This is a genomic window from Vibrio ishigakensis, from assembly GCF_024347675.1.
Lineage (GTDB): Bacteria > Pseudomonadota > Gammaproteobacteria > Enterobacterales > Vibrionaceae > Vibrio > Vibrio ishigakensis.
Genome location: NZ_AP024882.1, coordinates 267017 through 287826, shown reverse-complemented (window position 1 = coordinate 287826; position 20810 = coordinate 267017). Strand labels below are relative to the sequence as shown.

Sequence of the window (20810 nt, the reverse complement as noted above, 5' to 3'; positions counted from 1 at the left end):
GCTAAGATCAATATGAAAACATAAAGATGAGTGATGGATTGCTGTTTGTTTTATTTATTGAATTTATGCAATCACTGATTACATTTCACCCAAAATTTTAGCGTACGGTACGCTTATAAACATTCTTCATTGAGCATAATATTCCACAAGAGAATATCGCTAAGGGTTTATAGGCGTACAAATGAAAAAGATTTTAACTACCATTACCGCAAGTGTATTGATGGCAACCACAGGTTGTGCATCGATTGTTAGTGATAGCCAATACACTATGGCAATCACCAGTTCTCCTGACGATGCTATCTTCACTATCACCAATGAAAATGGTCAGGTAGTGAGTAAAGGTCATACACCATCGACTATCTCTTTGGATGCAAGCAACGGTTTTTTTGATGGAGCAGACTACACCATTAAATACCACAAAGGTGGTTATGAAGATTCTATCGTGACAGTCTCTTCATCTGTTGATGGATGGTATGTAGGTAACATTTTATTCGGTGGCTTCATCGGCCTGCTGATCGTCGACCCAGCCACAGGTGCTATGTGGAAACTACCAAAAACTGCGAGCCAGTCACTGCTGAAGAACCAAAATGCAGACCAAGAAGGCAAGCAGCTAACTTTGATGTCATTGGATAAAGTGCCTGGTGGTATGAAACCGCAACTGCAAAAGGTGAGCGGCTAACAAATAAAAATAGCGCTGAAATGGCGCTATTTTTACGTAAGGGCTAGCTAGAAAACGTAATTTGCGTTGGCTAGGGTGCTCAATAAAGATGTCGGCCTCGAGCCGGGACCTTTAGTGTTCAGAGCTCACTTCAGTACGACAACTCTACTTCTTCAAAACCAAAGAAACATTCACCCCAACACTAGACGAAATAGCAATATCCCCAACCGTCTTGGACACTGCAGCTAGACTCTCCTTCGGAATACCAAAGCTAATACCATCAATGACTACTGGTTTCACACTAGAGACCGAAATCACATTACCCGCGCGTACGATATTTAGCATAAAGTCTAAGGTCTGAGCCTTACCATACAAGGTCACCTGTGCAGGAACTTTAGCCTGTGTAACCACCATATCACCCTTCATCAACTCAGCAGGCACGGTAGCCATCACTTCAACATTTGGATGGGTTGCGACCTTAAAGAAAAGCTCACCAAGGCGGTCGTTTCGGATAGATACTCCAGTATCAAGGTTCTGCAGTGGCACCATTACCTTTAGATTACCTGAATCGTCTAGGCTACCAGTCAATCCAGTAATAACAGCAGGTTCAACTATGTACTGTTTCTTGATTGTCGCAAAGCTTACCGTCGAAACCTTGGAATCAACCTCATAGTGGCCCGCAGCAAGTACTTGAATAGGCATAGCTAGTACAGTTACCACTAGCGCAAAGATAGTCAGTAGATGTCGCATGTCATTTTCCTTGTTATCCATTGCAGTGGATAGAGTATTGTTCAAAAAGTAGACTTCGCAAAGCTTGGCTAGAGTGACTTTCTTTATGGGATATAGCCGGCAACAGTCTGCATTGGTTAATGAGAATTATTATGATATATTTGCGGATTAGGTACGCATTAATAGAATGAGTGGTCAATGGCACGTATATCAAGAGCGCAATATGAAGCAAATAAGCAGAAGTTGGACGATCACATCTGGGAGCTTTTTAAGACCGAAGGCTGGGAAGCGGTTACATATTCTCGTTTGGCCAAATTCATGGGTACTCGTAAAAGTACCATTCAAGGGTATTATCCAAGCAGTGCCCATTTTTTAGAGGGTATTGAGGGGCGGGGTTTTCCAGAAATGCTACCTCTTTTAGACATGAGTTCGCCGGAAGCATTTCTAGACTCTTTCGCGGAGGGGATAAAATTACCTCTGTTTAGGAACGTCTTTGAGCTTTTTGTGCTGGATGGCGTACAGGGAATTTCTGGCACCCATGCGAAGAAGATTTTAGCCAACATGAAAAAGATGGGTAAGCATTACTTTGGCATGGATGAACAAGAGGCTGAACATATGTATAAGATGATCATTGGCACCGCACTCGCTTCCATCATTGAATCCGATAGTATTTAACCACCTCATATTCTGGCGTTTACTCGTTCGATCTTCTTTACTCTGAGATGAGTTTATATCTTGGAGCAGAGGGAAGGGTGTTATGAGTAAACCAGTCATCGCAGATAACAAGCCGATCAAAGTTGAACTCACCAAGGGGCAGGAGTATTACTTTTGTACCTGCGGGCTCTCCAAGAACCAACCCTTTTGTGATGGCTCCCACGCCAGCACTGACTTTAAGCCAAAGAGCTTTGTGGCAGAGCAGGACGGTGACAACTATCTATGTCGCTGTAAGCACTCGAATAATCTGCCTTTCTGCGATGGTTCACATAAGCAGTTTAGCGATGATCAAGTTGGCCAAGAAGGGCCTGGCGTACAGATCCAGAACGTAGAGGTTATACCTACTGCGACTCCAACCAAAGAAGAACCGACGGTGGAGTTTATTCATCAACTGGCCCGAGAAGGTCTCTCGAAAATGGGGCATCACGGCCCTATGACCTCTATGGGCGTTCCGCGTCACTTACTTCCTCACTGGGATGATATTCAGGTGATGGTGGCGCAGATGGCGACTAAGCCTTTGATGGAAGATGTTCCCGTTTCGACTGAATTAGTCATAGGCCCGCAGGCTCGAAAACCCCTTAAACTCAAGATCCCTTTGTTTGTCTCAGACATGAGCTTTGGAGCACTCTCTGAAGAGGCAAAGGTCTCTCTAGCCAAGGGTGCAGAACTCGCCGGTACTGGGATTTGCTCTGGCGAAGGGGGAATGCTCCCCGAGGAGCAAGCAGCCAATTCACGTTACTTTTATGAGCTTGCCAGTGCTGGGTTTGGCTATGAAGAGTCAAAGCTTAAGACTGTGCAGGCGTTTCATTTTAAAGGTGGTCAGGGGGCTAAAACTGGTACCGGTGGCCATCTGCCAGGTGTGAAAAATATTGGTAAAATCGCAGAAGTGCGTGGAATTAAAGCGGGTACAGCTGCCATCTCTCCACCTACCTTTAAGGACTTACATACGGTAGAAGACTTTAGGAAGTTTGCCGACCGAGTTCGAGAGGTGACAGGTGGTATTCCTGTTGGTTTCAAACTCAGTGCTAACCATATTGAAGAGGATATTCAGTTTGCTCTGGATGCCAGCGCAGACTACATCATATTAGACGGTCGCGGCGGTGGTACTGGTGCGGCGCCACAGATGTTTAGGGATCATATTAGTGTGCCAACCATTCCCGCGCTTGCAAGGGCTAGAGCCTATTTGGATTCGGTAGGAGCCAGTGGTCGAGTGACCTTGATTATCACCGGTGGGCTTCGCGTGCCGATGGATTTTGTTAAAGCCATGGCGTTGGGAGCTGATGGTGTGGCTATTTCCAACAGTGCGATGCAGTCTATTGGCTGTGTAGCTGCACGAATGTGTAATACCAATAACTGTCCTGCGGGCATAGCTACTCAGAAAAAGGATCTGCGTCAGAGGCTCAATGTTGATAAGGCTTCTAACCAGCTTAAGAACTTTTTCGAAGCATCGACAGAACTTATGCAGGTAATGGCCAGAGCATGTGGACACAATGACTTGGGGCAGTTTAATCAAAAAGACTTAGCTACTTGGAATAGGGATATGGCGCATTTGTCTGGTATTCGATTTTCAGGAATGGGTTTAGATAAATAAAAAAGAATGGCCTTCTGTGCGAGAAGACCATTCATCTTAGGTCACAGTATTATACGCTACCCCAGCAGAGCGATTTAGTTTGCTGAGTTACCATAGGAAACTAAAGGATAACGCCACCATTTTTAGTATCTACCACACTATTTCCTGCAGGGGTGATAGGTGATTTAATAGTGTTCGTTTTGTCGGCTTTTACTTGTTTAGGCTTAGATGGAATCCGCTTTTTTTTACGGATTATATCGTGTTTTTTTACTGAACCTTTGCCGGATATTTTAGCGTAAGACAATTTGGGCAATACCCTAGTGATCTTTAATTCACTTGTTTTGGTTTCCTCTTGCCCAAGTGACTCCCCAGTGTAGGGATCAAATATCTCTTCTGACAGAGAGTAAACTTCGTATACATCGCCTACTCTCATAGTGTCACCTCCAGAAGCAACGATAACCTCATTACCACTAACTTTAGCTATTCGATGAGGAAAAATTTGTTCATGAATAGCGTTATACAGTTTTTCAACAGTAATATTTTTTAATAGAGGTAAGTTATTTCTGCTAGACGTTGTTTTGATGTTGTCCTGAACTAAAACTTGACCGGTAGCTGTTCTATAGACTTTGAAGTCTACGCTTATTAAAGATTTGTAGTTGTTTTTAATATTTGAAGTCACATTGCCGGTTAGTGGGTCTGTTTTTGTAGATCCAGATGTAAACTTTTTGGTTCGTGCAGCTTTAACGCGGAGCTCAACTGAATAATCTAGCCCTGGTATATTTTCTTCAACAACAGCGAACTTTCTAGCTTGAACAAACTTAGCTTGTAGTCCAGTTTGTAACTCCATAGCCCCTTCACCTACAGGGTTGGTGAATAGAATTGTTTTACGAGTGAGCAGCTTCTCTTTTTCTATCTGAGATTCATCTTTCTCAAACCTAAGTAAAAGAGTGGCAGTACAAGTTTCCTGACAGTCCACCTGTATAATATCGTAATTAGAGATTCTGCCTTTGAAGCCTTCAGTTGAACCATTCTCGAGTGATAGTTCCGCTTTGTCAGTCAGTCCTCCCGTTTCAACAGTCATTTTTTGGATTTGGACCGAAGATAATTCAGAGCCAAAAAATTGTCTCACTCCTTCCAGTTTTGCATTGTAAATGGCTTCTTCTCTATCTTTACCGTAACCGGTAACTTCCTTTTCATAAGTTGCTCCGTTACCAGTTAAAGGTATAAATAAGAAAATGATCAGTATTAAACGTTTCATTAGAAATCTGCCGAAATTGTTGTTATTGATTCAGTGGAGGATTGGTCACTAGCGTTCGTGCTCACAGATAGCCTACGAGAGTTTTTTGTCAGTGCATTTTTTTTATCCTGTTGTATCTCGTATATCTCTTTCTCCATGGTCGGAGACCAGTAGGAGAAGCCCAACCATGTTTCTTGATCTGGTAAATATGGGTTTGTGTACGGGATAACATCTCGCTGAGTGCCAATACTCGTTCCTTGAGTTTTGAGCGTGACAACAGAGGTAATATTGTTAGACAAGAGTGGTGTATTTATGCTTGGTATGGCCTGACCTGTAGCTGAACAGTCTGTGTAGTCTTGTACGAGTTCTTCAATATAAGCGTTTTTATCGTTGATAGTAGTTTCTGTAGTAACTACTAAATTCGAAAGGTATTGCATCTGGATATTGGCAATACTCTTGGCCCTTTTTTGGGCTGCTTTTGTGTAAGCGGACATTCGACTGGCATTGTTCGTTGTTTCTGCTGAGCTATAGCCAATTGCAACAAAAGTCAGTTGACCGTTAGCATCAATCACAAGTTGGGCTCCAAAAGGGGCCCTAGAAGCGTCTTGAGAAACATACTTTATATAGTCTCGAATTGTGTAGAGGCCTAAGTTATTGCCATTTTCATCGGTCATTTCATCTATTTTTGGAAAAGCTTTTGGTATTTCATAGTCTTTGGGGTTGAAATCTCCTCGGGAGCCTTTAGCTTGACGAATTAATGCCGTTGTTAAGCTATGTTCGATCAAAATAACGCCCTGAATAGCAACGCCTTGATCCGTCACGCTTGAAAATGAACGAAGAACAAAGAGACCATCTACCTCTACCGGTTTTTGGGTACCCTCATTGATGGCTCTTTGTATACTATCTTCTAGGCTAGTTCTTGCGACACTATGTTGAATTGGACTCAAATCTCTTTCAATTTGCTGATCGCTAGCGTCGGTGTTTTTTTTGATTGCTTGCGATATTGCTGTAGTGGCTAGGTTCATAGATTTTCTAGCGATAAGATCTGATTGCTCAAGATCTTGATCTAAAGAGCAAATGTCTTTTGCAAACTGAGGATCTTCAATTATTAAGCTTTTTACCATCTCACCAGTCACGTTTAGGAACTGTGATTCAGCTGCTTTTTCAAGAGCATTAACCATGGCGGCATCGAATGCTGATTGCATATGTTGCATAGAAACACCAGGGGTAGGGCTACTAGCTACTCCCGTATAGATGTTGATTTTTCGAAGCGCCATTTGTTGTTTAAATGGGCGTCCCTCTGGAGAGTCTAGCCAGTCTTCAATTCTACTCTCGACCAATTGCTCAGCACCATTGTGACTTATCGTTGCATATGTTGAATTTTTTCTCTTAGAGTCGGTAATGCCTTCAGACACATTAGCGTTAGGATCATGAGTCGCCTGTTGCTCAATATGAGTTTGTGTATTTGTCGAACTCCTCTCTTCTGAGAAGCCAAAGTCTAGAGCGATTGCGTTTTGGTTGAAGAGAAGGGTGCCAACTAACGCGGCACTTTTAACAATATGATTATTCATTACTTATCTCATCCGGAGTGGATTTTTAAGCTCATCTGGGGGGAGGAGATTCCTCCCCTGCAGAGTTACCAACTAACAGTGGATCCGTCCGCCACTTTTCCTATAACCGTTTCCGATTCGAAATATGCTAGTCCGTTGTCTAAATTAGTGAGCGTTAATTGGAAGTAGTACTCTATTTTCTGGTCACCGTTATCAAGGGAGTTGACTCGTTGGATTATTGTTCCTGAAAGAGAGAAATCAGGCATAATTATGTTATTACCTTTCATAGTTTTTTTATCTACGATTGATGACTCTTGCATTTTGCGAGATTCAATTACAAGTGCATCCTGGTTAGCACCAATAGCACTTGTAGCTAAGAATTTTCCAGACTGAAGTAAACCAACGCGTATTTTCTTAGCTATTTGCTCTGTTGAAATACGTTGCATAGTGTCATTAGTAATATCACTCACTGCTATAACGTAGCGACCGCCAGCTTGTGCTTTAGGGTGTACCAGAAGCGGGGACGCTATCATTTCTTCCAAGGCCTCTTGAGCAGCTTTCTCGAAGTCAGCGTTGGATAATCCGGCTGTTATATTAGTAGTTTGATCTCTACTATCGATATATTGTGTTGTTGTTTGGCAGCCTGCGGACAGAAGAGTGACGGCAAAGAGCGCAAGGATATAAGGTGTTTTCATGGAGAGTGCCTACTTTTAGGGTTACTGAATGTTGATAACTGAAACTGTTGGCTCGATTACTGAGTTCATGGTTCGCACGTAGACGATTGAGTATTTGGCGTCAGGGTCTGTGGTTACCGGGATTTCAAATGCTCCCGCTTTCATTACAAATGAGTCTTCTTTAGGCATTCGAACAGCGTTCACGGTATTAGGTAACAAAACGTTTGTTCGGATATCGGCACTGGTGGAGCCTAAGCTGTACAGCATCGTACCTAGTTGTAACAATGCTCCGGCACCGGTGTCGTCATTTTTGGCTGCTTCAGCAGCTGCTGCTTGCATAATAACTTTAGAAATACTTGATGCTGCAGCACGAGCTTTGATTGCTGGTAGCTCTTCTTTGAACTCGGATTTGATAACTTTACTAACGTCCGCGATTTCAGTTGTTTTGTAATTGTTGACGTTGACGGATTTAATTGCTGATTTACCGGAATCCATTTTGGGAATAGCGTAAGAGGCAATTTGTGGTTGTCCGGTTAATAGGAAAACCGGTAGATCAACTCGAAATTCTGACTTTTGAGGAGCCAAACCATCTTCATGAATAATCCAGACAGTAGGGTTCATTTCATTGTCTGAATGACCACTAGCGAAAGCTTGTGCCATTTGTAGGTCTGTTTTTACCGATGCGTTTTGGCTTATCCCGTAAACTCGCTTGAAGCCATCTACGGCTTTGTCATAGTCTGATTTAGATCGTCCCTCTAACATGAAGAAAAGTGATGAGGCATATGTTACGGCGGGGTTGATATAACCTTCGTATGGTGCCCATTCAGAGCCAGTCATATTGATGCCTGATGATTGCATTTTAGAATCAATGTCACTCATCATTTTGCCGTAGTTTACTTGTTGAGCTTCCTCTGTACTTGCTAGGGATTTTTGCTCGTTAATTATGTTAGCGAAAGTCTCTGCTGCGCGACGTTGGCGCTCTTCTGCACGATTGAATTCGACACGTGCGATAGAAGTATCACCCTTGTGCCAGAATGACATAGCTTTGTAGTGATTGGCGTAAACCATGTCATATTGTGTGGGTTCATAATCTAGAATTGCATCGTTTACCAGAACTGCTCCTGCAGTTTCGCTTGTATTCTTTACCATACCCTCCGAGTTTTCATCTTTGAACGAGCGTTCCGCAGAGTCAAAGTACATGATTGTTTTCTGGTCATTGCCTGACGCATGGTTTAGCGTTCCAGCTTGCAATGCCCACAATAGATCATCTGCTTGGCCATCTACAGGGTCTATGTCTCCAGCTAGTTTTTCTGTATTCATCAGAGCGGTAACTAAATCTCCTTTTTGCAAGGGCTCATTTAGTTTGTTGTAATCATTTCGTTGGCTCAGGCTAGAGCAACCAGAAGAAACCGTCACAGCTAGTACAATAGATGTGATTCTTAGCGAGTTCATTAAATTACCTTCAATTTCAATAGGATAAGTTATTCCATAATGTGTATCAGCTAAGGCTCGTTACTTTCCTGTCCTATGAGCCAAATTTTTTCGCATTATAAGGTACCTAATACGTTTTTCAACTGAAAAATTAGGATTATTTCTAATTTCAATTTTTGAAGGGAAAGTTTGTATTTTCTCTTGCAATGGTACTTAGTACGCATTAGTATTCGGCGACGAAGAGTAAACGTCTAGAGAACTAATTATGAAAAATACTATTATCGCGTTATCGACACTATTGCTTTCGTTAAATGTTTTAGCATTTGGTTTACCAAAAGCTGAAGTAGCTAGTATCAATAAAGACACTCAAAATATGGTTGCTGCATTACAAGTGATTCAGGACGGAGGGATCAAGTGTTCAACAATAACTGATTTTAAAGTAGCACCCAACGTAAAAGGCTACCAAGTAGAGTGTGATAGTAATAAAAAATATACTCTACTCGACACTGAAGATGGTCTAGTTCTTCAAGTCAAATAAACTGCTTCCTTGGACGCAAGCAATATAAAGTTGCTAGATCGTCATCTCCGATTGGATTGGAATATGCGCAAAGCATATGGTTTATTGAGACTATTTAATTGTTTGAAACCATATTGCATTTGACACTATTTGTTTGGATACGAGGTTTAAGTTAATCATACATTCTCTATCCTCACACAAGTTTTGCCTTTACCAATATAGCGTACCAGGTATCTTTATTGTGTTTGGTTATCTGTTAAAAAAGCATCAATTTAATAAAAATTACTTAAACGAGAAAAATGAAAAAATTATTACTAGCTTCAGCAGTAGCTTTGAGTTCAATCGCTACAGTCTACGCAGAAGAGAACAAGATTTACGTACAAGCAGGTTCTTCTGATATCGAAGATGTTCAGTTCTTATCTTTGGCTATCGGATTAGAAAATCAGATTTCACAAAATGCGTTTGTAGCTATCGGTGGTGAATTTCTGAATAACCTAGATTTGCCAAGTGATAACTCTGAAATGGCATTTGGTCTTGATACTCGAATTGGTTTTTATTTTGGCAACGATGACTTTGCGGTTAAACCATATGTTGGAGCGGGGCTCGGTGCATTCATTTATGACTACAAAATGTGTGGTTATTCCTATTGTATGGAAGCCTCGGGCTCAGAGCTATATACAAAACTCAATGTAGGTGTTGAAGCTGAGATAAAGAAAACGGTATCTCTATATGCACAAACCGGTATGTTCTTGTTCCCTTCTTTAAGTGGCAGCGATATGTCGCAAACAGAGTTTGGTTTGAGAGTTAAATTCTAATGATTAAGCAAACCGTGGTCCTTGCGTTTTCGGTGGCGCTGGTAGGTTGTGCACAATCTTTGGTGGGTGCTGCATCATTTGCGGCATCTGACCTGTCATACTCTGAATTTAATTTTCTGCGTCACATAAATTACGTTGCAGGTGAAGTGGCGGAATGTAATCGAAATGGAGAGTTAAATCATAACTTAGATATGGCCCTATATCGCATTAATATGGATTCTGATACTACAATTCTTCAAGACTCCTTATTGGCACAAGCTTTTAGTATGGGGACTTGCCAAGAATGGTCAAATAAGCTTCTTTTATGGGAACAAACTGGTGAGTTGGGGCTTATCGGAGGCAGTGCTGTTGATCCTAAATGGATTGAGTTTCGAGAATTGATTCCCGATTCAAATACAAATTGAGTCTGCTTGTTTTTTGGAAGCCTTTATCTAGGCTTTTCTGCACCTAATTTGGCATAACTTAGCAAATGTAATTTTGAATGAACGTGTAATAAGTCTTTGTTGGAGTTTTAATCATTGCCACGCATGGGGTGTTTTGATGGTGAGATCTTGCACTTTCACACCCCAGAAATAAGCTAACTCTTTACTAAAACTGCCCTAATTACAGTTATCAAAGATACCTAGCTTTTTGTGTGGAACATCGGTTGGTCACGCTTGTCTTTATCAGACCAGAAGTTAATGTTGAACTGAGCATCATCACTCATCTCGATACGATGCCAGTATTGTGGTGGGCTGGTGGCGAACTGGCCGGCATCGATTACTACTTTTAGCTCTGGCTCAGTCGCATTCTCATCAGCAAAACCAAAGTAGGTTACGCTACCTTCCATCACACACAGCTGGCCAAATACACCTGCTGCCGTATTGTGGTGGGTAAGCAGAGCCTGAGGCACGGTTTCTTTGGTGAAAAATGGTGTGGAGCGCTGGATAGTCCAGCCTTTAGGGATTCTTAAATGGCTCATAATAGTCTCCTAGTTTGTGGCGTTTGCAGTGTCGGATTTTGAAACTCTGACTTTGAAGGCGTCATGCCAGATATTCTTGAGCAGCGATAGCAGTACCGATTCTCGAGTTTCTCTGTGATGGCGGAAAGAACCACAACGAAACTCTTCAACATAAGCCTCATCGGTTCGATTCTCTAAAAACATCTGCTGCATGGAGCCCTCACTTGCAATTTGTTGTTGGTTACTGTTGTTTTATAGATAGCAAGCGTCGTGCCAAAACTTAAAAGTTTATACTTTTCAATGGTTTGATGACTTCAAGGATAATTGGTTTGTCTAATTGACAATAGTGGCATATTGTTAAAAATACAAATTATTATCATTTAGATAAAGAGCCTATTTGTATGGGGCGTCTTACTTCCAACTGTTTACTTGAGATGGACTCTAGGTCTGGCTCAATTAGGGAATAAACATGGAAGAGAGAGTAAAAGATAGGGAGCTTGCTCAAATGGGCTCGGCCAGTGTTGCTATGGTTACCCATAAAGAGAGCGTCTGTATCCGTAAGAATAATGCCAGCCTTGTTGAAAGGAATTTCTATAAGGTTGTCGCTCCAAAGCTAGTGGCGCGAGGGTGGGTATTCCTAAGTTAATAGACATGACCGAACAGTCACTATTTATCGAATACATTCCCAACAAGGTATCACTGGCGGAGTTGTCCAGTTCTCGCGATGCTTTTGCCGCACTTTCGGCCATTCATCGATTCCCGCACAAACACATTGAGCCACTGAAACAGCATAGTTGGACAGATAGAGATACAAACCGAGCCCTTTCAAGGTTGTCTCTGCCCGAAATGAGCCGGGCGACGCTATGCGATATGCAAAAGCAGGCTCAGCACTTGTTTACCGCTGATACTTTGATTTCAGGAGACAGCAATAACGGAAACTGGGGACGGCGAGGCAATGGAGAACTAGTTTTGTTTGATTGGGAGCGCTTTGGTTATGGGCACCCAGCTATTGATCTTGCACCTCTGGTTAAAGGGATGGGAACTGATTCTGAGTACCTAGCCATCGCAGAGCGTTATGTGCAAATCAATCCACAAACTGACCGTCAAGATTTGATTAGAAGTCTAATCCTTGCAAAAGCATGGATAGCTTTAGAGGTAGTAAATATCTTGTTCGAGCGTCAGAACTCAATGAGGAACAAGTATTTAGATTGGTATAACAGCACTCTACCCGCTTGGTTTAAGCAGATAGAGCGTTATTTATAATCTAATCTTGATTGTTATTTGCTCGCTTCTACAAGGGCTAGACTATAGCCATGTAGCTTAATTTAAGTAGTAAGATGAATGTATCTTTAAATATGATTTAGAAGACCCTTATCTGAAACATGAATATGCCATTCGCCTGAATTTTCCTTATTTATTGAATACCTATGAGGTGCTGGTGTTTGGTACATTTTTTCTACTATCCGGCTTGCTAGTTTCTTATTTTCAGTAAATTGAGTCAGCTTTCGAATCAGTTTGTTGTATAGCTTCTCATGTGGATGACAGTGCTTCATATCTTTGCCTATCTCACCTCGATAAGGACGATGGATCGCTATCTCTCCTTTCTGATAGAGAACCGGATTATTACCGGAAAGAAAGGGATACAAGCACGCTGAATTGCAGTAGGTCTCAACACGAGTATGTAGGCTATGTTCATGAATATACTCACCAATTTCTAGCGCTGGCGAGATATAACCTCCGTTCGATTGCAACAAAATGATGTCGATAGGCAGCGTTTGATTGTCAATGAACTGTTTGAACTTTGAATATTCATCCTTCTCTATTTTTCCATTTACAGTGACTATATGTTTATGGTCTGCCGGTCGGTTAAAACTGTGATATGTCGCGGCGAAAACCCCCATAGAATAAATAATAAATACTGGAATGAAAACTTTTTGGAGCATTTTATATTTCATCGCTCCACCTAATAATTAGTTATTTTACAACGCGCAAAATATAATTATGTGTGAGCTTACTATCTTTGATCTAAATCATTAGTTTAATTATTTGTAATACATATATATAAAGCTACTGTACAGTATAAAATTAATGAAACCTGTTTTTATTTAACTCTATATATTAAGAGTAAAACTAAAGCAAGGTAACCTAATATTCATTTTATATAGTGAGATATTCGGTATTGAAACTAGGGCGCTTTAAGTATTGGTCTTTGGGCGATTCTACTGGCGTAACGGGACAATCTTTCCTACCTTTCTAGATGTTCATAAAAACTTAACTTTATCTAAATTGTTGTTTTATATGTGAATTATCTCTGTCGAGTTGATTTTTATCTAGGTTACCAAAAGTTAACTAATTGCAAATAGGTTTCAGGTAACCATAATAAACCACATCGAAAGGCAAACGCCTTATCTGACTAACAATGTTGAAACCATCTGAAGGATTAACATCATGAGTAATGTTCTAATCATTAATGCACACGAACCATCACCTTACTCAGAAGGCAAACTAAACGCCGCTCTAGTAGAAAAGGCGCGCACTAAGCTTGAATCTAAAGGCCACGAGGTTCGTGTTGTGACTATGCAGGACGAGATTGTAGCTGATGAGCAACTGGCTCATTTCGAGTGGGCGGATCGCGTGATCCTTCAATCGCCAGTGAACTGGATGACAATCCCTTGGTCTTTCAAAAAGTACATGGATGATGTTTTCACTGCTGGTATGGGCGGCGCGCTGTGTAACTTTGATGGCCGAAGCTCTGAAGAACCAACTAAAAACTATGGTACTGGTGGTACTCAGACCGATACTAAGTACATGCTTTCGTTTACTTTCAATGCGCCAAAAGAGTCGTTTGATGACAAAGACGAGTACCTATTTGAAGGCCGTGGTGTGGATGACCTAATGTTCCACATGCACGCAAATTTTCGTTTCTTCGGTATGTCAGCGCTGCCAACTTTTGCGTGTTATGACGTAATGAAGAATGCTGATATTGAAAATGACTTCAAACGTTTTGAAGCTCACTTGGACGCAAACTTCTAACAGGAGTTAGAGATGACTAAGTTTACCTATTACAACAAAGAAACCGCTCCAGAAGAATCAAAGCCACTGGTAGAACAATCGCAAAAAGCGTTTGGCATGCTACCAAACTTGCACGCTGTACTTGCAGAAGCACCGGCCACGTACGAGGCGTACAACACTACCTTTGATCTCTTTATGAAAAACACCACCTTCAGCCCACTAGAGCAACAGGTTGTGTTTATGACAGCGAACTTTGAGAACAATTGCCACTACTGCGTACCAGGCCACACCTATATGATGAAGGCCGGTAAAATGCCAGAAGAGGTGATTGAAGCGCTTCGCGAGGGAACGGTGATTCCAGATCCTAAGCTACAAGCCTTGCACGATTTTGCTAAAGAGCTTCTGGATAACCGTGGTCATATCGGCGATGTGCGCTTGCAGGCATTCTTGGATGCTGGCTATACCAAGCGACAAGCACTAGAGGTATTGACTGGTCTCTCAGCTAAGCTAATTTCTAACTTCACTAACGCTCTGGCACATACAGCGCCTGATAAGCCGTTTGAGAAGTTCGCTTGGACACACCCTAGCGAGAGATAAGATTTTAGGTCCTAAAAGGGCGCGGTGCTGGTCACTGCGCCTTTTTTGTTTGAATGGTCTGAATTTTGAAATCAGAGCAGTTGTTAAACTTGGCAAACGCGATCAATTCTTGTTGAAGTGCCTCGATAAATGCGTCTTTCTGTTTCAGTTTTGGCTCGATAAAGAGGTTCAACACTTCGAGCACAGACCTTTTCTTATTAGCCTTACAGTCGGCCATCGCCACCAAGTCACCATCCCATAGAATCGGCAGACAAAAGTAGCCATACTTTCGCTTCGCCTGTGGTACGTAACACTCCAGTAGATAGTCAAAATCAAACAGCTGCTGTGCTCGCTTTCTTTGGATCAGCAGATTATCAAAAGGAGAGAGGATCTTAGCTTGGCGTCGATTGAGTCTTTGATTAAGTAGATCCAGCGAATGAGGCAGCGAAAAGTATGAATTACCTGCAATCTCAATCGGGGTGATCAGCTTATCTTCGGCCAGCTCTTCAAGCGCAAGCTTCACATTCGACTTAACCCCTTTTAACAGATAACTTATCTGTGAAAGTGTGCCTATACCGTTTGCCTCAAGGTAGTTGGCTACTAAGAATCTGGCATGTTCTTCGGCTGAGGGAGTGGATATATCAATACCTTGGGGGAGAACGCACTCGGTTAGGTCATACACTTTATGGAAATTGTTTCGCTCAGAGATCATGAGATCCCCTTGCATGTACAAACACTCTAGCGCTTGCTTGGTGGGCTTGCTGCCCCAGACCTCATTTGGATTGCGTTTAGACTCAAAATCCTTAGCCATCAATGGACCCTCTGCCTTGATGCGCGCTAGCACTTCGGACATCAACTTAGGATTCTTAGTAAACCAATGCTTTTGTTCACCTGATTTGATGGCCTGCTTGCGACGAAGGGTAAACCGGTAATCTCGCATGGGAAGATAGGAAGCGGCGTGTGACCAGTATTCAAACACCTTCTTCTGTGAAACCAGTTCATCTAAATGCTCTGGCCGATAGCCTGGACTTCGGCTCCATAGCACGTGGTGATGGGCTCGCTGTACCACTGAAATGGTATCTATCTGCACATAGCCCATGCGCTCGAATGCCTCTAACGCAGAGGAAGTGCGTTTGGGTGGTAAGCCTTGAGAGAGCAAGGCCAGTTTCTTGGCTTGGGCAATAGAGAGCATCTTATTGACTCAGGTTTTCGTGCATCTTGCTGGAGATTGCCTTGAACTGTTTCAGTTCATCTTCGGAAATGTCGGAACACATCTGCTCAAATATCTCTGCGTCGATCTCTTGGATCTGCTCAAGTATCTCTGCGCCTTTGCTAGTAATTGAGAGTAGCTGGCTACGTTTGTCTTCAGGGTTTGGCATCTTCTCAATAAGCTCTAGGCTGATAAGAGAGCTTAGCAGTCTTGTTACCTGAGCTTTATCGCGATTAAGAAACTGAGAAATATCGTTGGCCGTGCACGGTGACTTGCGATGGATGATCTTGATGACGCGCACGTGCATAGGCGTGATGCCAAGGTCGAGTTTCTCTACCTTCTCATGCATTTTACGCTTTAGCATGATGACCAGATGAAAAAGGCTGTCGAAGGATTGTGTTTTAGACATAGGGATCTCTTTGTATGAATTTAGTTGACAATATCAATTAATATTTTTATAGTAGACATTATCAACTATACAGCAGGTTAGTTGAAAAGTCTCAAAGTTCTAATCAGGAGAAGCTATGAAACGTCTAAGCAGAAAAGATAATGTATATCGCATCACTATCGAAGAAGTTGGCACCGATACTCAAGATTCCCCACAGCGTCTAGAGTTTGAGGTTCAAGATAGAGAAGATATGTTCAAGGTTGTTGAAAAACTTCAGCAAGGCAGTGGTCTAGAAGCGGATACCGCGACCCGAGTAGGTGTAGCGCTGCGTTTATTAGGCCCTGTGATGATGCTCAATCGAAAACATGACTTGTTTGCGGACTTCATGCCGCACTTCAAAACCTTTATGCAGAATTTAAAGAGCACCGTAAAGCGTGCAACCGCATAAAATATTTGCCTGACATGGAAGTTCAGCTAAGACAAATCCCTTAAACCGAAGCCTAGCTTCGGTTTTTTATATGGTCGATGAAGTTTCATAGAAATCAGTAACATATCGTCACGTCACATTATTATATTGTCTTATTTTTGCTTGAGTTATGTGTGATCTGTCTCTCGGTTTGTCCTTGAGGGTGGGCGTATATTCGCCTCCGAAAAACAGAGTCGCATAGACGCGACCACGGGCAACATAGTCCGACAACGTAGTTGGCTGCTACATTCAAAGGTAATGATCGGGAGAGGGCGAAATGCCCGGGGGCGATCATTACCTTTTTTCATTTCTAAGGAGCCAAAATGTTCGCAGTTATCTTCAAAGCCGAGGTGGGTGAGCAAGATCAAGAATATTTGGATATGGCCGAGAAGTTACGCCAGTTGGCATTCGACAAGTACAACTGCCAAGACTTTGTGGCTGTGACAGAGGGAGCGCAGGAGATTGCCATCTCTTATTGGCAAAGCGAACAAGATATTCAGGCTTGGCACAAAGACAGCACTCATCTTATCGCCCAAAAGCTTGGGCGAGAGAAATGGTACCGCTCTTATTCAGTGCAGGTGGTAGAGATCAAAAGAGAATACGGAGGCTAATGAGCCTCCTTTTTACTTAGCCGTTAGGCTTTGTGGCAAGTCTTCGAACATGGTTGGATTCTGCTGAATATCTGGGCCACCGTTTGGTTTTTGCCAGTTGAGTAGCATGATGGCGAGTACGTTTCTGTGTTCGCCCCATGAGAAGCTGAAGCTACCTGTATCGGACGGCACCATCTCCTTATCTTGGTCCACAGAGCTGTAGATGCGCTTTTCTATTTTCTTCAGTGCAGGCTCATCATACAGGCCAGCCAGTTTAAAGCTGAGGCCTATCTCTGCGATGATGTCCTCTTTGGCATAAGCCAAGATATCGTCGATGTTGTCCCTAAAGTATGTGTAGATCCAAGGGTGGTCAGACTCTTTGACATTGTGTTGGTAGTAGCCAGAGTCGGCGATGATCACATGGGTCATGCCATACAGTTTATTACCGAACTGCTGTTGTGACAGTAGGTAGTCTTTTCTGTCAGGGTAGGTCTTTTTTAGGGTCTCTACGAACAGGTCTGTGTAATCCCCTTCACCAATCTGCTTTAGCCAATAAGCTTGGTTTGCTAATTGGGCGGCCCACGCCTCAGTCATAGTCTTGTTGGAGAACAAGGCCTTAAAATCATAACCTCGTAGTAGCTTTCTAAAATAAGCGTCGTGTTGGTGCTTCAGGCCATAGTCATCCAAACGTGCCATATGATGCAGTAGGTCTAGCGCTATATAGAAATACTCAGGGTGTTTTTGGGTTGCTTCAAATCGCCTTACACTGCGCTCGTCTTTTCCTTTTTTATAGCTAGCTAATCTGTCTTCTACATAGCCATCTAGTTCTGCTTTGTTATGCATCTGATGGTAGAGCTTGTCTAAACGCAGCGACATATCTGCCACATCGGCGCGAATAGTGGTGGTGTATTTAGGGTCTAGGGTTTGGCGATACATACGAAGGCCAAAGTGACTCTGCTTGTAAATAGAGAGCGTAAACAGCCCATGTTCGTAATGAGTTTTGATCTTGTTTGAGGTTTGTACATGAACCTCTTCGGGGAGAGGTTTTTGAAACCAATAAATAGCGAATGCACCGGAAAGGGCAACAATCAGGAATATTAGAACTTTAATTTTGGTATTTGAGGCTTTCATGGAATGCATCTTTATTCCTAGGGTAGGTAAAGATTAGCAAATTTATTCAGATTTTTATTAGGGGATTGTGAGGATTAATTTCTAGAAAACTTTGAATAAGCGCACAGTTTAATATCAACAGTTGCTCCGCCATCCGTGGCGGATTAGGTATTTTAAAATACACCTAAACGGCGACGAACCGCTAATTCGCACAGGTCGATTTCTTCTACTGATTTAGGGATGATCAGTACAGTATCGTTACCACCTACAGTCCCAAGAATGGATGGGTCAGGGTCGAAGTCGATGAGACGCGCAACCAATTGAGCGCTACCCGCGTGAGTTTTGACGATAACCATAGATTGGTTATGTGTGATCAGTTCAATCTGTGAAGCGATAGAAGAGTTGAAGTGAACCGCAGTATTTTCTGGTTGCAGGCAATATACCTTTTTACCCAAAGAATTAGGCACTTTCACCACCCCGAGTTGGCATAGCAGGCGAGATACCGTCGACTGACTGATCCCTTCAAAGCCTCTCTCTTCTAGCGTCGCTCTGAGCTGATTTTGGTTGTGGAAGCTTTGCTCTTGAAGCAGTTGTTTGCATACATGAGCGAGCTTTTTCTCTTCGTTTTTAGTCGTTCTATCCGCGATTAAAGTGTCCATAGAATCACCTTATAAGATTATTATTGTTGTTTTATGCAACTGGTTAAATAAGATTTACAAGTCTTTAGCTCGGTTATCAGATAAAAATCCAGTTTAGTAAATTTTAGATGGGTATTTTATCAGCGTAATATGCTGAATAATATGAAGGGGATCACCGAATTGGCTTAATTTAGCAGTGATGCAACAGCGAAAACGTAAGATTTAAATAATTATATTAAATACATCTCATATTAACGCTGTTGTCAGTTTTATATTTATTTAGATAATTACTGCATTAAATGTTATGCAACATATTTAATATTTTTTCTCCGTTATTATCTCGCGAGAGAATACTTTTTCGCAGTAGTGACACTTCAGTCGCACCTTTTCAGTTTTTTGAATCACTTTGAAGCGGCTTTCTACCGGTTCACCGTGAGAAATGCAGTTGCTGTTTGGACACTGAAACACACTCTCGATTGTGGATGGTAGCGCTAGGGTGATCTTGTTCACCACCTGATAGTCATCTATTTGATTTACGGTGGCGTGTGGAGCATACAGTGCAATCTGGCTTGCTTGCTCTTTGCTTAGGAATAGATTCTCAATCTTGATCAGGTCCTTACCGCCAAGAGCTGAAGAGGGCAGATTAAGACCGATAGTGACTCGCTCTTCAGTCTTGTTCAGCTTTAGCAGTTTAAGGATTTTTATGCCGATATTGGCAGGGATATGATCGATCACGCTACCGGTGCGGATCGCTTCTACTTGCAGTTGGGTTTTAGTGGTCATGTCTTTCTCCTTAAACCTTGTCGCTCAATACCAATGCCAACAGTGCTTCACGAGCGTAGACCCCGTTTTCTGCCTGCTCGAAGTAATAGGCGTGCTCTGTTTTATCTACATCTACGGTGATTTCATCTACGCGAGGAAGTGGATGCAGAACTCGAAGGTTTGGTCGTGCTGGCTTCAGGGTTTGCGAAGTAAGAATAAAGGCGGACTTCATATGCGCATATTCTGATGCGTCGAAGCGCTCTTTTTGCACGCGAGTCATATAGAGGATGTCCAGCTCACCTACAACGTCTTCGATATTGTCGTGCAGGCTGTACTGGATACCTGCTTCATCCAATTCGTCGCAGATGTAACCCGGCATAGCTAGTACTTCTGGAGCGATAAAGAAGAAGCGGTTGTTGCTGAATTTAGCTAGGGCTTGAGTTAGGGAATGGACTGTGCGCCCATATTTGAGGTCACCCACTAGTGCAATATTTAGGTTATCTAAACTGCCCTGGGTCTCATAGATTGAGAACAGATCCAGTAGTGTTTGAGTTGGATGCTGGTTGGCACCATCGCCGCCGTTAATCACGGGCACGCCATTTGAGAATTCAGAGGCAAGGCGAGCCGCGCCTTCTTGTGGGTGTCGCATTACAAAGGCATCCACATAAGAAGAGATTACTTGTACTGAGTCAGCCAGTGTTTCGCCTTTTTTAGCTAGCGAAGTGTTGCCGCCGTTATCGAAGCCGATAACCGTACCACCCAGTCTCTGGATAGCGGTTTCAAATGATAGTCTGGTGCGGGTAGATGGTTCGAAGAAGCAGCTAGCGACCACCTTGTTCTTTAGGATTTCTGGATTGGGTTCAGCCTTGAGTCGGCCTGCGGTTTGCACGATAAGCTCTAGTTCGTCACGACTCATCTCAGGAATAGAGATGATGTGCTTTTGATGCAGTGAATGCGTCATTAAAGGAATCCTCTAGGTATAAAAAAGCCCTCCGTCAAAGACGGAAGGCAACAGCAATACGGAGAGAGCTTCTCCGATTCGCGAGAGAAGGCGGCGACAGTAAAGTCGGGAAGGGACGCAAATGAGGGAGATACGTCGTATCCCCTAGAAATTAAGGCAGGACTAATGAGCACCTTGATTTCGTCTGTCGCCATAACTGGTTTAGCTGGAAATTTTAGGAAAGTGGTAAAGGTGACATACGGGTAGCATGTCACCAGTTCCA

At 42.6% G+C, this 20810-nt stretch carries 26 protein-coding genes; 12 read left to right on the top strand and 14 right to left on the bottom strand.

Features of this window, described 5'->3' with window-relative positions; genetic code table 11:
- The first annotated feature begins 181 nt into the window (after window positions 1-181).
- Window positions 182-679 carry a hypothetical protein gene (locus tag Pcarn_RS15160; protein WP_261836761.1) on the top strand — a complete coding sequence of 166 codons (498 nt, stop codon included), beginning with the start codon at window positions 182-184 and terminating at the stop codon, window positions 677-679.
- 144 nt (window positions 680-823) lie between these two features.
- Here the strand turns inward: Pcarn_RS15160 and Pcarn_RS15155 are convergent, their stop codons facing one another.
- Window positions 824-1408 (bottom strand): YceI family protein, encoded by a 585-nt coding sequence (locus Pcarn_RS15155; RefSeq protein ID WP_261836760.1) that lies wholly within the window; start codon window positions 1406-1408, stop codon window positions 824-826.
- Between the two features lie 177 nt (window positions 1409-1585).
- Between Pcarn_RS15155 and Pcarn_RS15150 the strand changes: the two genes are divergently transcribed.
- Complete coding sequence (locus tag Pcarn_RS15150; RefSeq protein ID WP_261836759.1) at window positions 1586-2062, top strand: hypothetical protein; 477 nt, start codon at window positions 1586-1588, stop codon at window positions 2060-2062.
- An 82-nt stretch (window positions 2063-2144) separates the two neighbouring features.
- A complete protein-coding gene (locus tag Pcarn_RS15145; protein WP_261836758.1) occupies window positions 2145-3692 on the top strand; it encodes a glutamate synthase-related protein in 1548 nt (515 codons plus the stop codon).
- 100 nt (window positions 3693-3792) lie between these two features.
- Here the strand turns inward: Pcarn_RS15145 and Pcarn_RS15140 are convergent, their stop codons facing one another.
- The 4 genes from Pcarn_RS15140 to Pcarn_RS15125 all read right to left on the bottom strand — a co-directional run bounded on the left by Pcarn_RS15140 (window position 3793) and on the right by Pcarn_RS15125 (window position 8584).
- Window positions 3793-4929, bottom strand: a complete 1137-nt coding sequence (locus Pcarn_RS15140; protein ID WP_261836757.1) for a hypothetical protein — start codon at window positions 4927-4929, stop codon at window positions 3793-3795.
- Window positions 4929-6479 carry a hypothetical protein gene (locus Pcarn_RS15135; RefSeq protein ID WP_261836756.1) on the bottom strand — a complete coding sequence of 517 codons (1551 nt, stop codon included), beginning with the start codon at window positions 6477-6479 and terminating at the stop codon, window positions 4929-4931. Before Pcarn_RS15135 ends, Pcarn_RS15140 begins: the two co-directional genes overlap by 1 nt.
- Window positions 6480-6544: 65 nt before the next feature.
- Window positions 6545-7153 carry a penicillin-binding protein activator LpoB gene (gene lpoB, locus Pcarn_RS15130; protein WP_261836755.1) on the bottom strand — a complete coding sequence of 203 codons (609 nt, stop codon included), beginning with the start codon at window positions 7151-7153 and terminating at the stop codon, window positions 6545-6547.
- A 21-nt stretch (window positions 7154-7174) separates the two neighbouring features.
- Window positions 7175-8584, bottom strand: coding sequence for a hypothetical protein (locus tag Pcarn_RS15125; protein ID WP_261836754.1), 1410 nt, complete (start codon window positions 8582-8584; stop codon window positions 7175-7177).
- Window positions 8585-8828: 244 nt separating this feature from the next.
- On the opposite strand from Pcarn_RS15125, the gene Pcarn_RS15120 reads away from it, so the two are divergent.
- From Pcarn_RS15120 to Pcarn_RS15110, 3 genes are all read left to right on the top strand, one after another.
- A complete protein-coding gene (locus Pcarn_RS15120) occupies window positions 8829-9101 on the top strand; it encodes a hypothetical protein (protein ID WP_261836753.1) in 273 nt (90 codons plus the stop codon).
- A gap of 278 nt (window positions 9102-9379) precedes the next feature.
- Entirely contained in the window at window positions 9380-9895 is a 516-nt protein-coding gene (locus tag Pcarn_RS15115; protein WP_261836752.1) for an outer membrane beta-barrel protein, read from the top strand.
- Window positions 9895-10299 carry a hypothetical protein gene (locus Pcarn_RS15110; RefSeq protein ID WP_261836751.1) on the top strand — a complete coding sequence of 135 codons (405 nt, stop codon included), beginning with the start codon at window positions 9895-9897 and terminating at the stop codon, window positions 10297-10299. Before Pcarn_RS15115 ends, Pcarn_RS15110 begins: the two co-directional genes overlap by 1 nt.
- Before the next feature lie 218 nt (window positions 10300-10517).
- Here Pcarn_RS15110 and Pcarn_RS15105 read toward each other — a convergent pair whose 3' ends face one another.
- Window positions 10518-10856 (bottom strand): DUF1971 domain-containing protein, encoded by a 339-nt coding sequence (locus Pcarn_RS15105; protein WP_261836750.1) that lies wholly within the window; start codon window positions 10854-10856, stop codon window positions 10518-10520.
- A 9-nt stretch (window positions 10857-10865) separates the two neighbouring features.
- Window positions 10866-11048, bottom strand: coding sequence for a hypothetical protein (locus Pcarn_RS15100; protein ID WP_261836749.1), 183 nt, complete (start codon window positions 11046-11048; stop codon window positions 10866-10868).
- Between the two features lie 256 nt (window positions 11049-11304).
- Between Pcarn_RS15100 and Pcarn_RS15095 the strand changes: the two genes are divergently transcribed.
- Entirely contained in the window at window positions 11305-11481 is a 177-nt protein-coding gene (locus tag Pcarn_RS15095; RefSeq protein ID WP_261836748.1) for a hypothetical protein, read from the top strand.
- 5 nt (window positions 11482-11486) lie between these two features.
- The gene (locus tag Pcarn_RS15090) at window positions 11487-12098 is read left to right on the top strand and encodes a phosphotransferase family protein (protein ID WP_261836747.1); all 612 of its coding nucleotides are present in this window, start codon (window positions 11487-11489) and stop codon (window positions 12096-12098) included.
- Window positions 12099-12184: 86 nt separating this feature from the next.
- Here the strand turns inward: Pcarn_RS15090 and Pcarn_RS15085 are convergent, their stop codons facing one another.
- Window positions 12185-12790, bottom strand: a complete 606-nt coding sequence (locus tag Pcarn_RS15085) for a hypothetical protein (RefSeq protein WP_261836746.1) — start codon at window positions 12788-12790, stop codon at window positions 12185-12187.
- A 493-nt stretch (window positions 12791-13283) separates the two neighbouring features.
- Here Pcarn_RS15085 and Pcarn_RS15080 point away from each other — a divergent pair, with 493 nt between their 5' ends.
- The gene (locus Pcarn_RS15080; protein ID WP_261836745.1) at window positions 13284-13868 is read left to right on the top strand and encodes an NAD(P)H-dependent oxidoreductase; all 585 of its coding nucleotides are present in this window, start codon (window positions 13284-13286) and stop codon (window positions 13866-13868) included.
- 12 nt (window positions 13869-13880) lie between these two features.
- Window positions 13881-14444: a carboxymuconolactone decarboxylase family protein gene (locus tag Pcarn_RS15075; protein WP_261836744.1), complete on the top strand. Its 564-nt coding sequence runs from the start codon at window positions 13881-13883 to the stop codon at window positions 14442-14444.
- A 31-nt stretch (window positions 14445-14475) separates the two neighbouring features.
- Here the strand turns inward: Pcarn_RS15075 and Pcarn_RS15070 are convergent, their stop codons facing one another.
- Both Pcarn_RS15070 and Pcarn_RS15065 read right to left on the bottom strand, forming a co-directional pair.
- Entirely contained in the window at window positions 14476-15615 is a 1140-nt protein-coding gene (locus tag Pcarn_RS15070; protein WP_261836743.1) for a winged helix-turn-helix domain-containing protein, read from the bottom strand.
- Between the two features lies 1 nt (window position 15616).
- On the bottom strand, window positions 15617-16042 hold the full coding sequence (locus Pcarn_RS15065) for a MarR family winged helix-turn-helix transcriptional regulator (protein ID WP_261836742.1): 426 nt from the start codon (window positions 16040-16042) through the stop codon (window positions 15617-15619).
- Between the two features lie 115 nt (window positions 16043-16157).
- Between Pcarn_RS15065 and Pcarn_RS15060 the strand changes: the two genes are divergently transcribed.
- Together Pcarn_RS15060 and Pcarn_RS15055 are read left to right on the top strand one after the other, a co-directional pair.
- On the top strand, window positions 16158-16469 hold the full coding sequence (locus Pcarn_RS15060; protein WP_261836741.1) for a DUF3861 domain-containing protein: 312 nt from the start codon (window positions 16158-16160) through the stop codon (window positions 16467-16469).
- A gap of 341 nt (window positions 16470-16810) precedes the next feature.
- Window positions 16811-17098: an antibiotic biosynthesis monooxygenase family protein gene (locus Pcarn_RS15055; RefSeq protein WP_261836740.1), complete on the top strand. Its 288-nt coding sequence runs from the start codon at window positions 16811-16813 to the stop codon at window positions 17096-17098.
- Window positions 17099-17110: 12 nt separating this feature from the next.
- On the opposite strand, the gene Pcarn_RS15050 is transcribed toward Pcarn_RS15055, so the two are convergent.
- From Pcarn_RS15050 to pyrB, 4 genes are all read right to left on the bottom strand, one after another.
- Window positions 17111-18208 carry a DUF3541 domain-containing protein gene (locus Pcarn_RS15050; RefSeq protein WP_261836739.1) on the bottom strand — a complete coding sequence of 366 codons (1098 nt, stop codon included), beginning with the start codon at window positions 18206-18208 and terminating at the stop codon, window positions 17111-17113.
- 152 nt (window positions 18209-18360) lie between these two features.
- Complete coding sequence (locus Pcarn_RS15045) at window positions 18361-18846, bottom strand: arginine repressor (protein ID WP_261836738.1); 486 nt, start codon at window positions 18844-18846, stop codon at window positions 18361-18363.
- Between the two features lie 294 nt (window positions 18847-19140).
- A complete protein-coding gene (gene pyrI, locus Pcarn_RS15040) occupies window positions 19141-19608 on the bottom strand; it encodes an aspartate carbamoyltransferase regulatory subunit (protein WP_261836737.1) in 468 nt (155 codons plus the stop codon).
- A gap of 10 nt (window positions 19609-19618) precedes the next feature.
- The gene (gene pyrB / locus Pcarn_RS15035; protein ID WP_261836736.1) at window positions 19619-20548 is read right to left on the bottom strand and encodes an aspartate carbamoyltransferase; all 930 of its coding nucleotides are present in this window, start codon (window positions 20546-20548) and stop codon (window positions 19619-19621) included.
- Window positions 20549-20810 lie beyond the last annotated feature (262 nt).

Excerpts from the sequence above, each read along its gene's own strand:
- Pcarn_RS15160 (WP_261836761.1), top strand. The coding sequence starts at position 182 with ATGAAAAAGATTTTAACTACCATTACCGCAAGTGTATTGATGGCAACC.
- Pcarn_RS15155 (WP_261836760.1), bottom strand. The coding sequence starts at position 1,408 with ATGCGACATCTACTGACTATCTTTGCGCTAGTGGTAACTGTACTAGCT.
- Pcarn_RS15150 (WP_261836759.1), top strand. The coding sequence starts at position 1,586 with ATGGCACGTATATCAAGAGCGCAATATGAAGCAAATAAGCAGAAGTTG.
- Pcarn_RS15145 (WP_261836758.1), top strand. The coding sequence starts at position 2,145 with ATGAGTAAACCAGTCATCGCAGATAACAAGCCGATCAAAGTTGAACTC.
- Pcarn_RS15140 (WP_261836757.1), bottom strand. The coding sequence starts at position 4,929 with ATGAAACGTTTAATACTGATCATTTTCTTATTTATACCTTTAACTGGT.
- Pcarn_RS15135 (WP_261836756.1), bottom strand. The coding sequence starts at position 6,479 with ATGAATAATCATATTGTTAAAAGTGCCGCGTTAGTTGGCACCCTTCTC.
- lpoB (WP_261836755.1), bottom strand. The coding sequence starts at position 7,153 with ATGAAAACACCTTATATCCTTGCGCTCTTTGCCGTCACTCTTCTGTCC.
- Pcarn_RS15125 (WP_261836754.1), bottom strand. The coding sequence starts at position 8,584 with ATGAACTCGCTAAGAATCACATCTATTGTACTAGCTGTGACGGTTTCT.
- Pcarn_RS15120 (WP_261836753.1), top strand. The coding sequence starts at position 8,829 with ATGAAAAATACTATTATCGCGTTATCGACACTATTGCTTTCGTTAAAT.
- Pcarn_RS15115 (WP_261836752.1), top strand. The coding sequence starts at position 9,380 with ATGAAAAAATTATTACTAGCTTCAGCAGTAGCTTTGAGTTCAATCGCT.
- Pcarn_RS15110 (WP_261836751.1), top strand. The coding sequence starts at position 9,895 with ATGATTAAGCAAACCGTGGTCCTTGCGTTTTCGGTGGCGCTGGTAGGT.
- Pcarn_RS15105 (WP_261836750.1), bottom strand. The coding sequence starts at position 10,856 with ATGAGCCATTTAAGAATCCCTAAAGGCTGGACTATCCAGCGCTCCACA.
- Pcarn_RS15100 (WP_261836749.1), bottom strand. The coding sequence starts at position 11,048 with ATGCAGCAGATGTTTTTAGAGAATCGAACCGATGAGGCTTATGTTGAA.
- Pcarn_RS15095 (WP_261836748.1), top strand. The coding sequence starts at position 11,305 with ATGGAAGAGAGAGTAAAAGATAGGGAGCTTGCTCAAATGGGCTCGGCC.
- Pcarn_RS15090 (WP_261836747.1), top strand. The coding sequence starts at position 11,487 with ATGACCGAACAGTCACTATTTATCGAATACATTCCCAACAAGGTATCA.
- Pcarn_RS15085 (WP_261836746.1), bottom strand. The coding sequence starts at position 12,790 with ATGAAATATAAAATGCTCCAAAAAGTTTTCATTCCAGTATTTATTATT.
- Pcarn_RS15080 (WP_261836745.1), top strand. The coding sequence starts at position 13,284 with ATGAGTAATGTTCTAATCATTAATGCACACGAACCATCACCTTACTCA.
- Pcarn_RS15075 (WP_261836744.1), top strand. The coding sequence starts at position 13,881 with ATGACTAAGTTTACCTATTACAACAAAGAAACCGCTCCAGAAGAATCA.
- Pcarn_RS15070 (WP_261836743.1), bottom strand. The coding sequence starts at position 15,615 with ATGCTCTCTATTGCCCAAGCCAAGAAACTGGCCTTGCTCTCTCAAGGC.
- Pcarn_RS15065 (WP_261836742.1), bottom strand. The coding sequence starts at position 16,042 with ATGTCTAAAACACAATCCTTCGACAGCCTTTTTCATCTGGTCATCATG.
- Pcarn_RS15060 (WP_261836741.1), top strand. The coding sequence starts at position 16,158 with ATGAAACGTCTAAGCAGAAAAGATAATGTATATCGCATCACTATCGAA.
- Pcarn_RS15055 (WP_261836740.1), top strand. The coding sequence starts at position 16,811 with ATGTTCGCAGTTATCTTCAAAGCCGAGGTGGGTGAGCAAGATCAAGAA.
- Pcarn_RS15050 (WP_261836739.1), bottom strand. The coding sequence starts at position 18,208 with ATGAAAGCCTCAAATACCAAAATTAAAGTTCTAATATTCCTGATTGTT.
- Pcarn_RS15045 (WP_261836738.1), bottom strand. The coding sequence starts at position 18,846 with ATGGACACTTTAATCGCGGATAGAACGACTAAAAACGAAGAGAAAAAG.
- pyrI (WP_261836737.1), bottom strand. The coding sequence starts at position 19,608 with ATGACCACTAAAACCCAACTGCAAGTAGAAGCGATCCGCACCGGTAGC.
- pyrB (WP_261836736.1), bottom strand. The coding sequence starts at position 20,548 with ATGACGCATTCACTGCATCAAAAGCACATCATCTCTATTCCTGAGATG.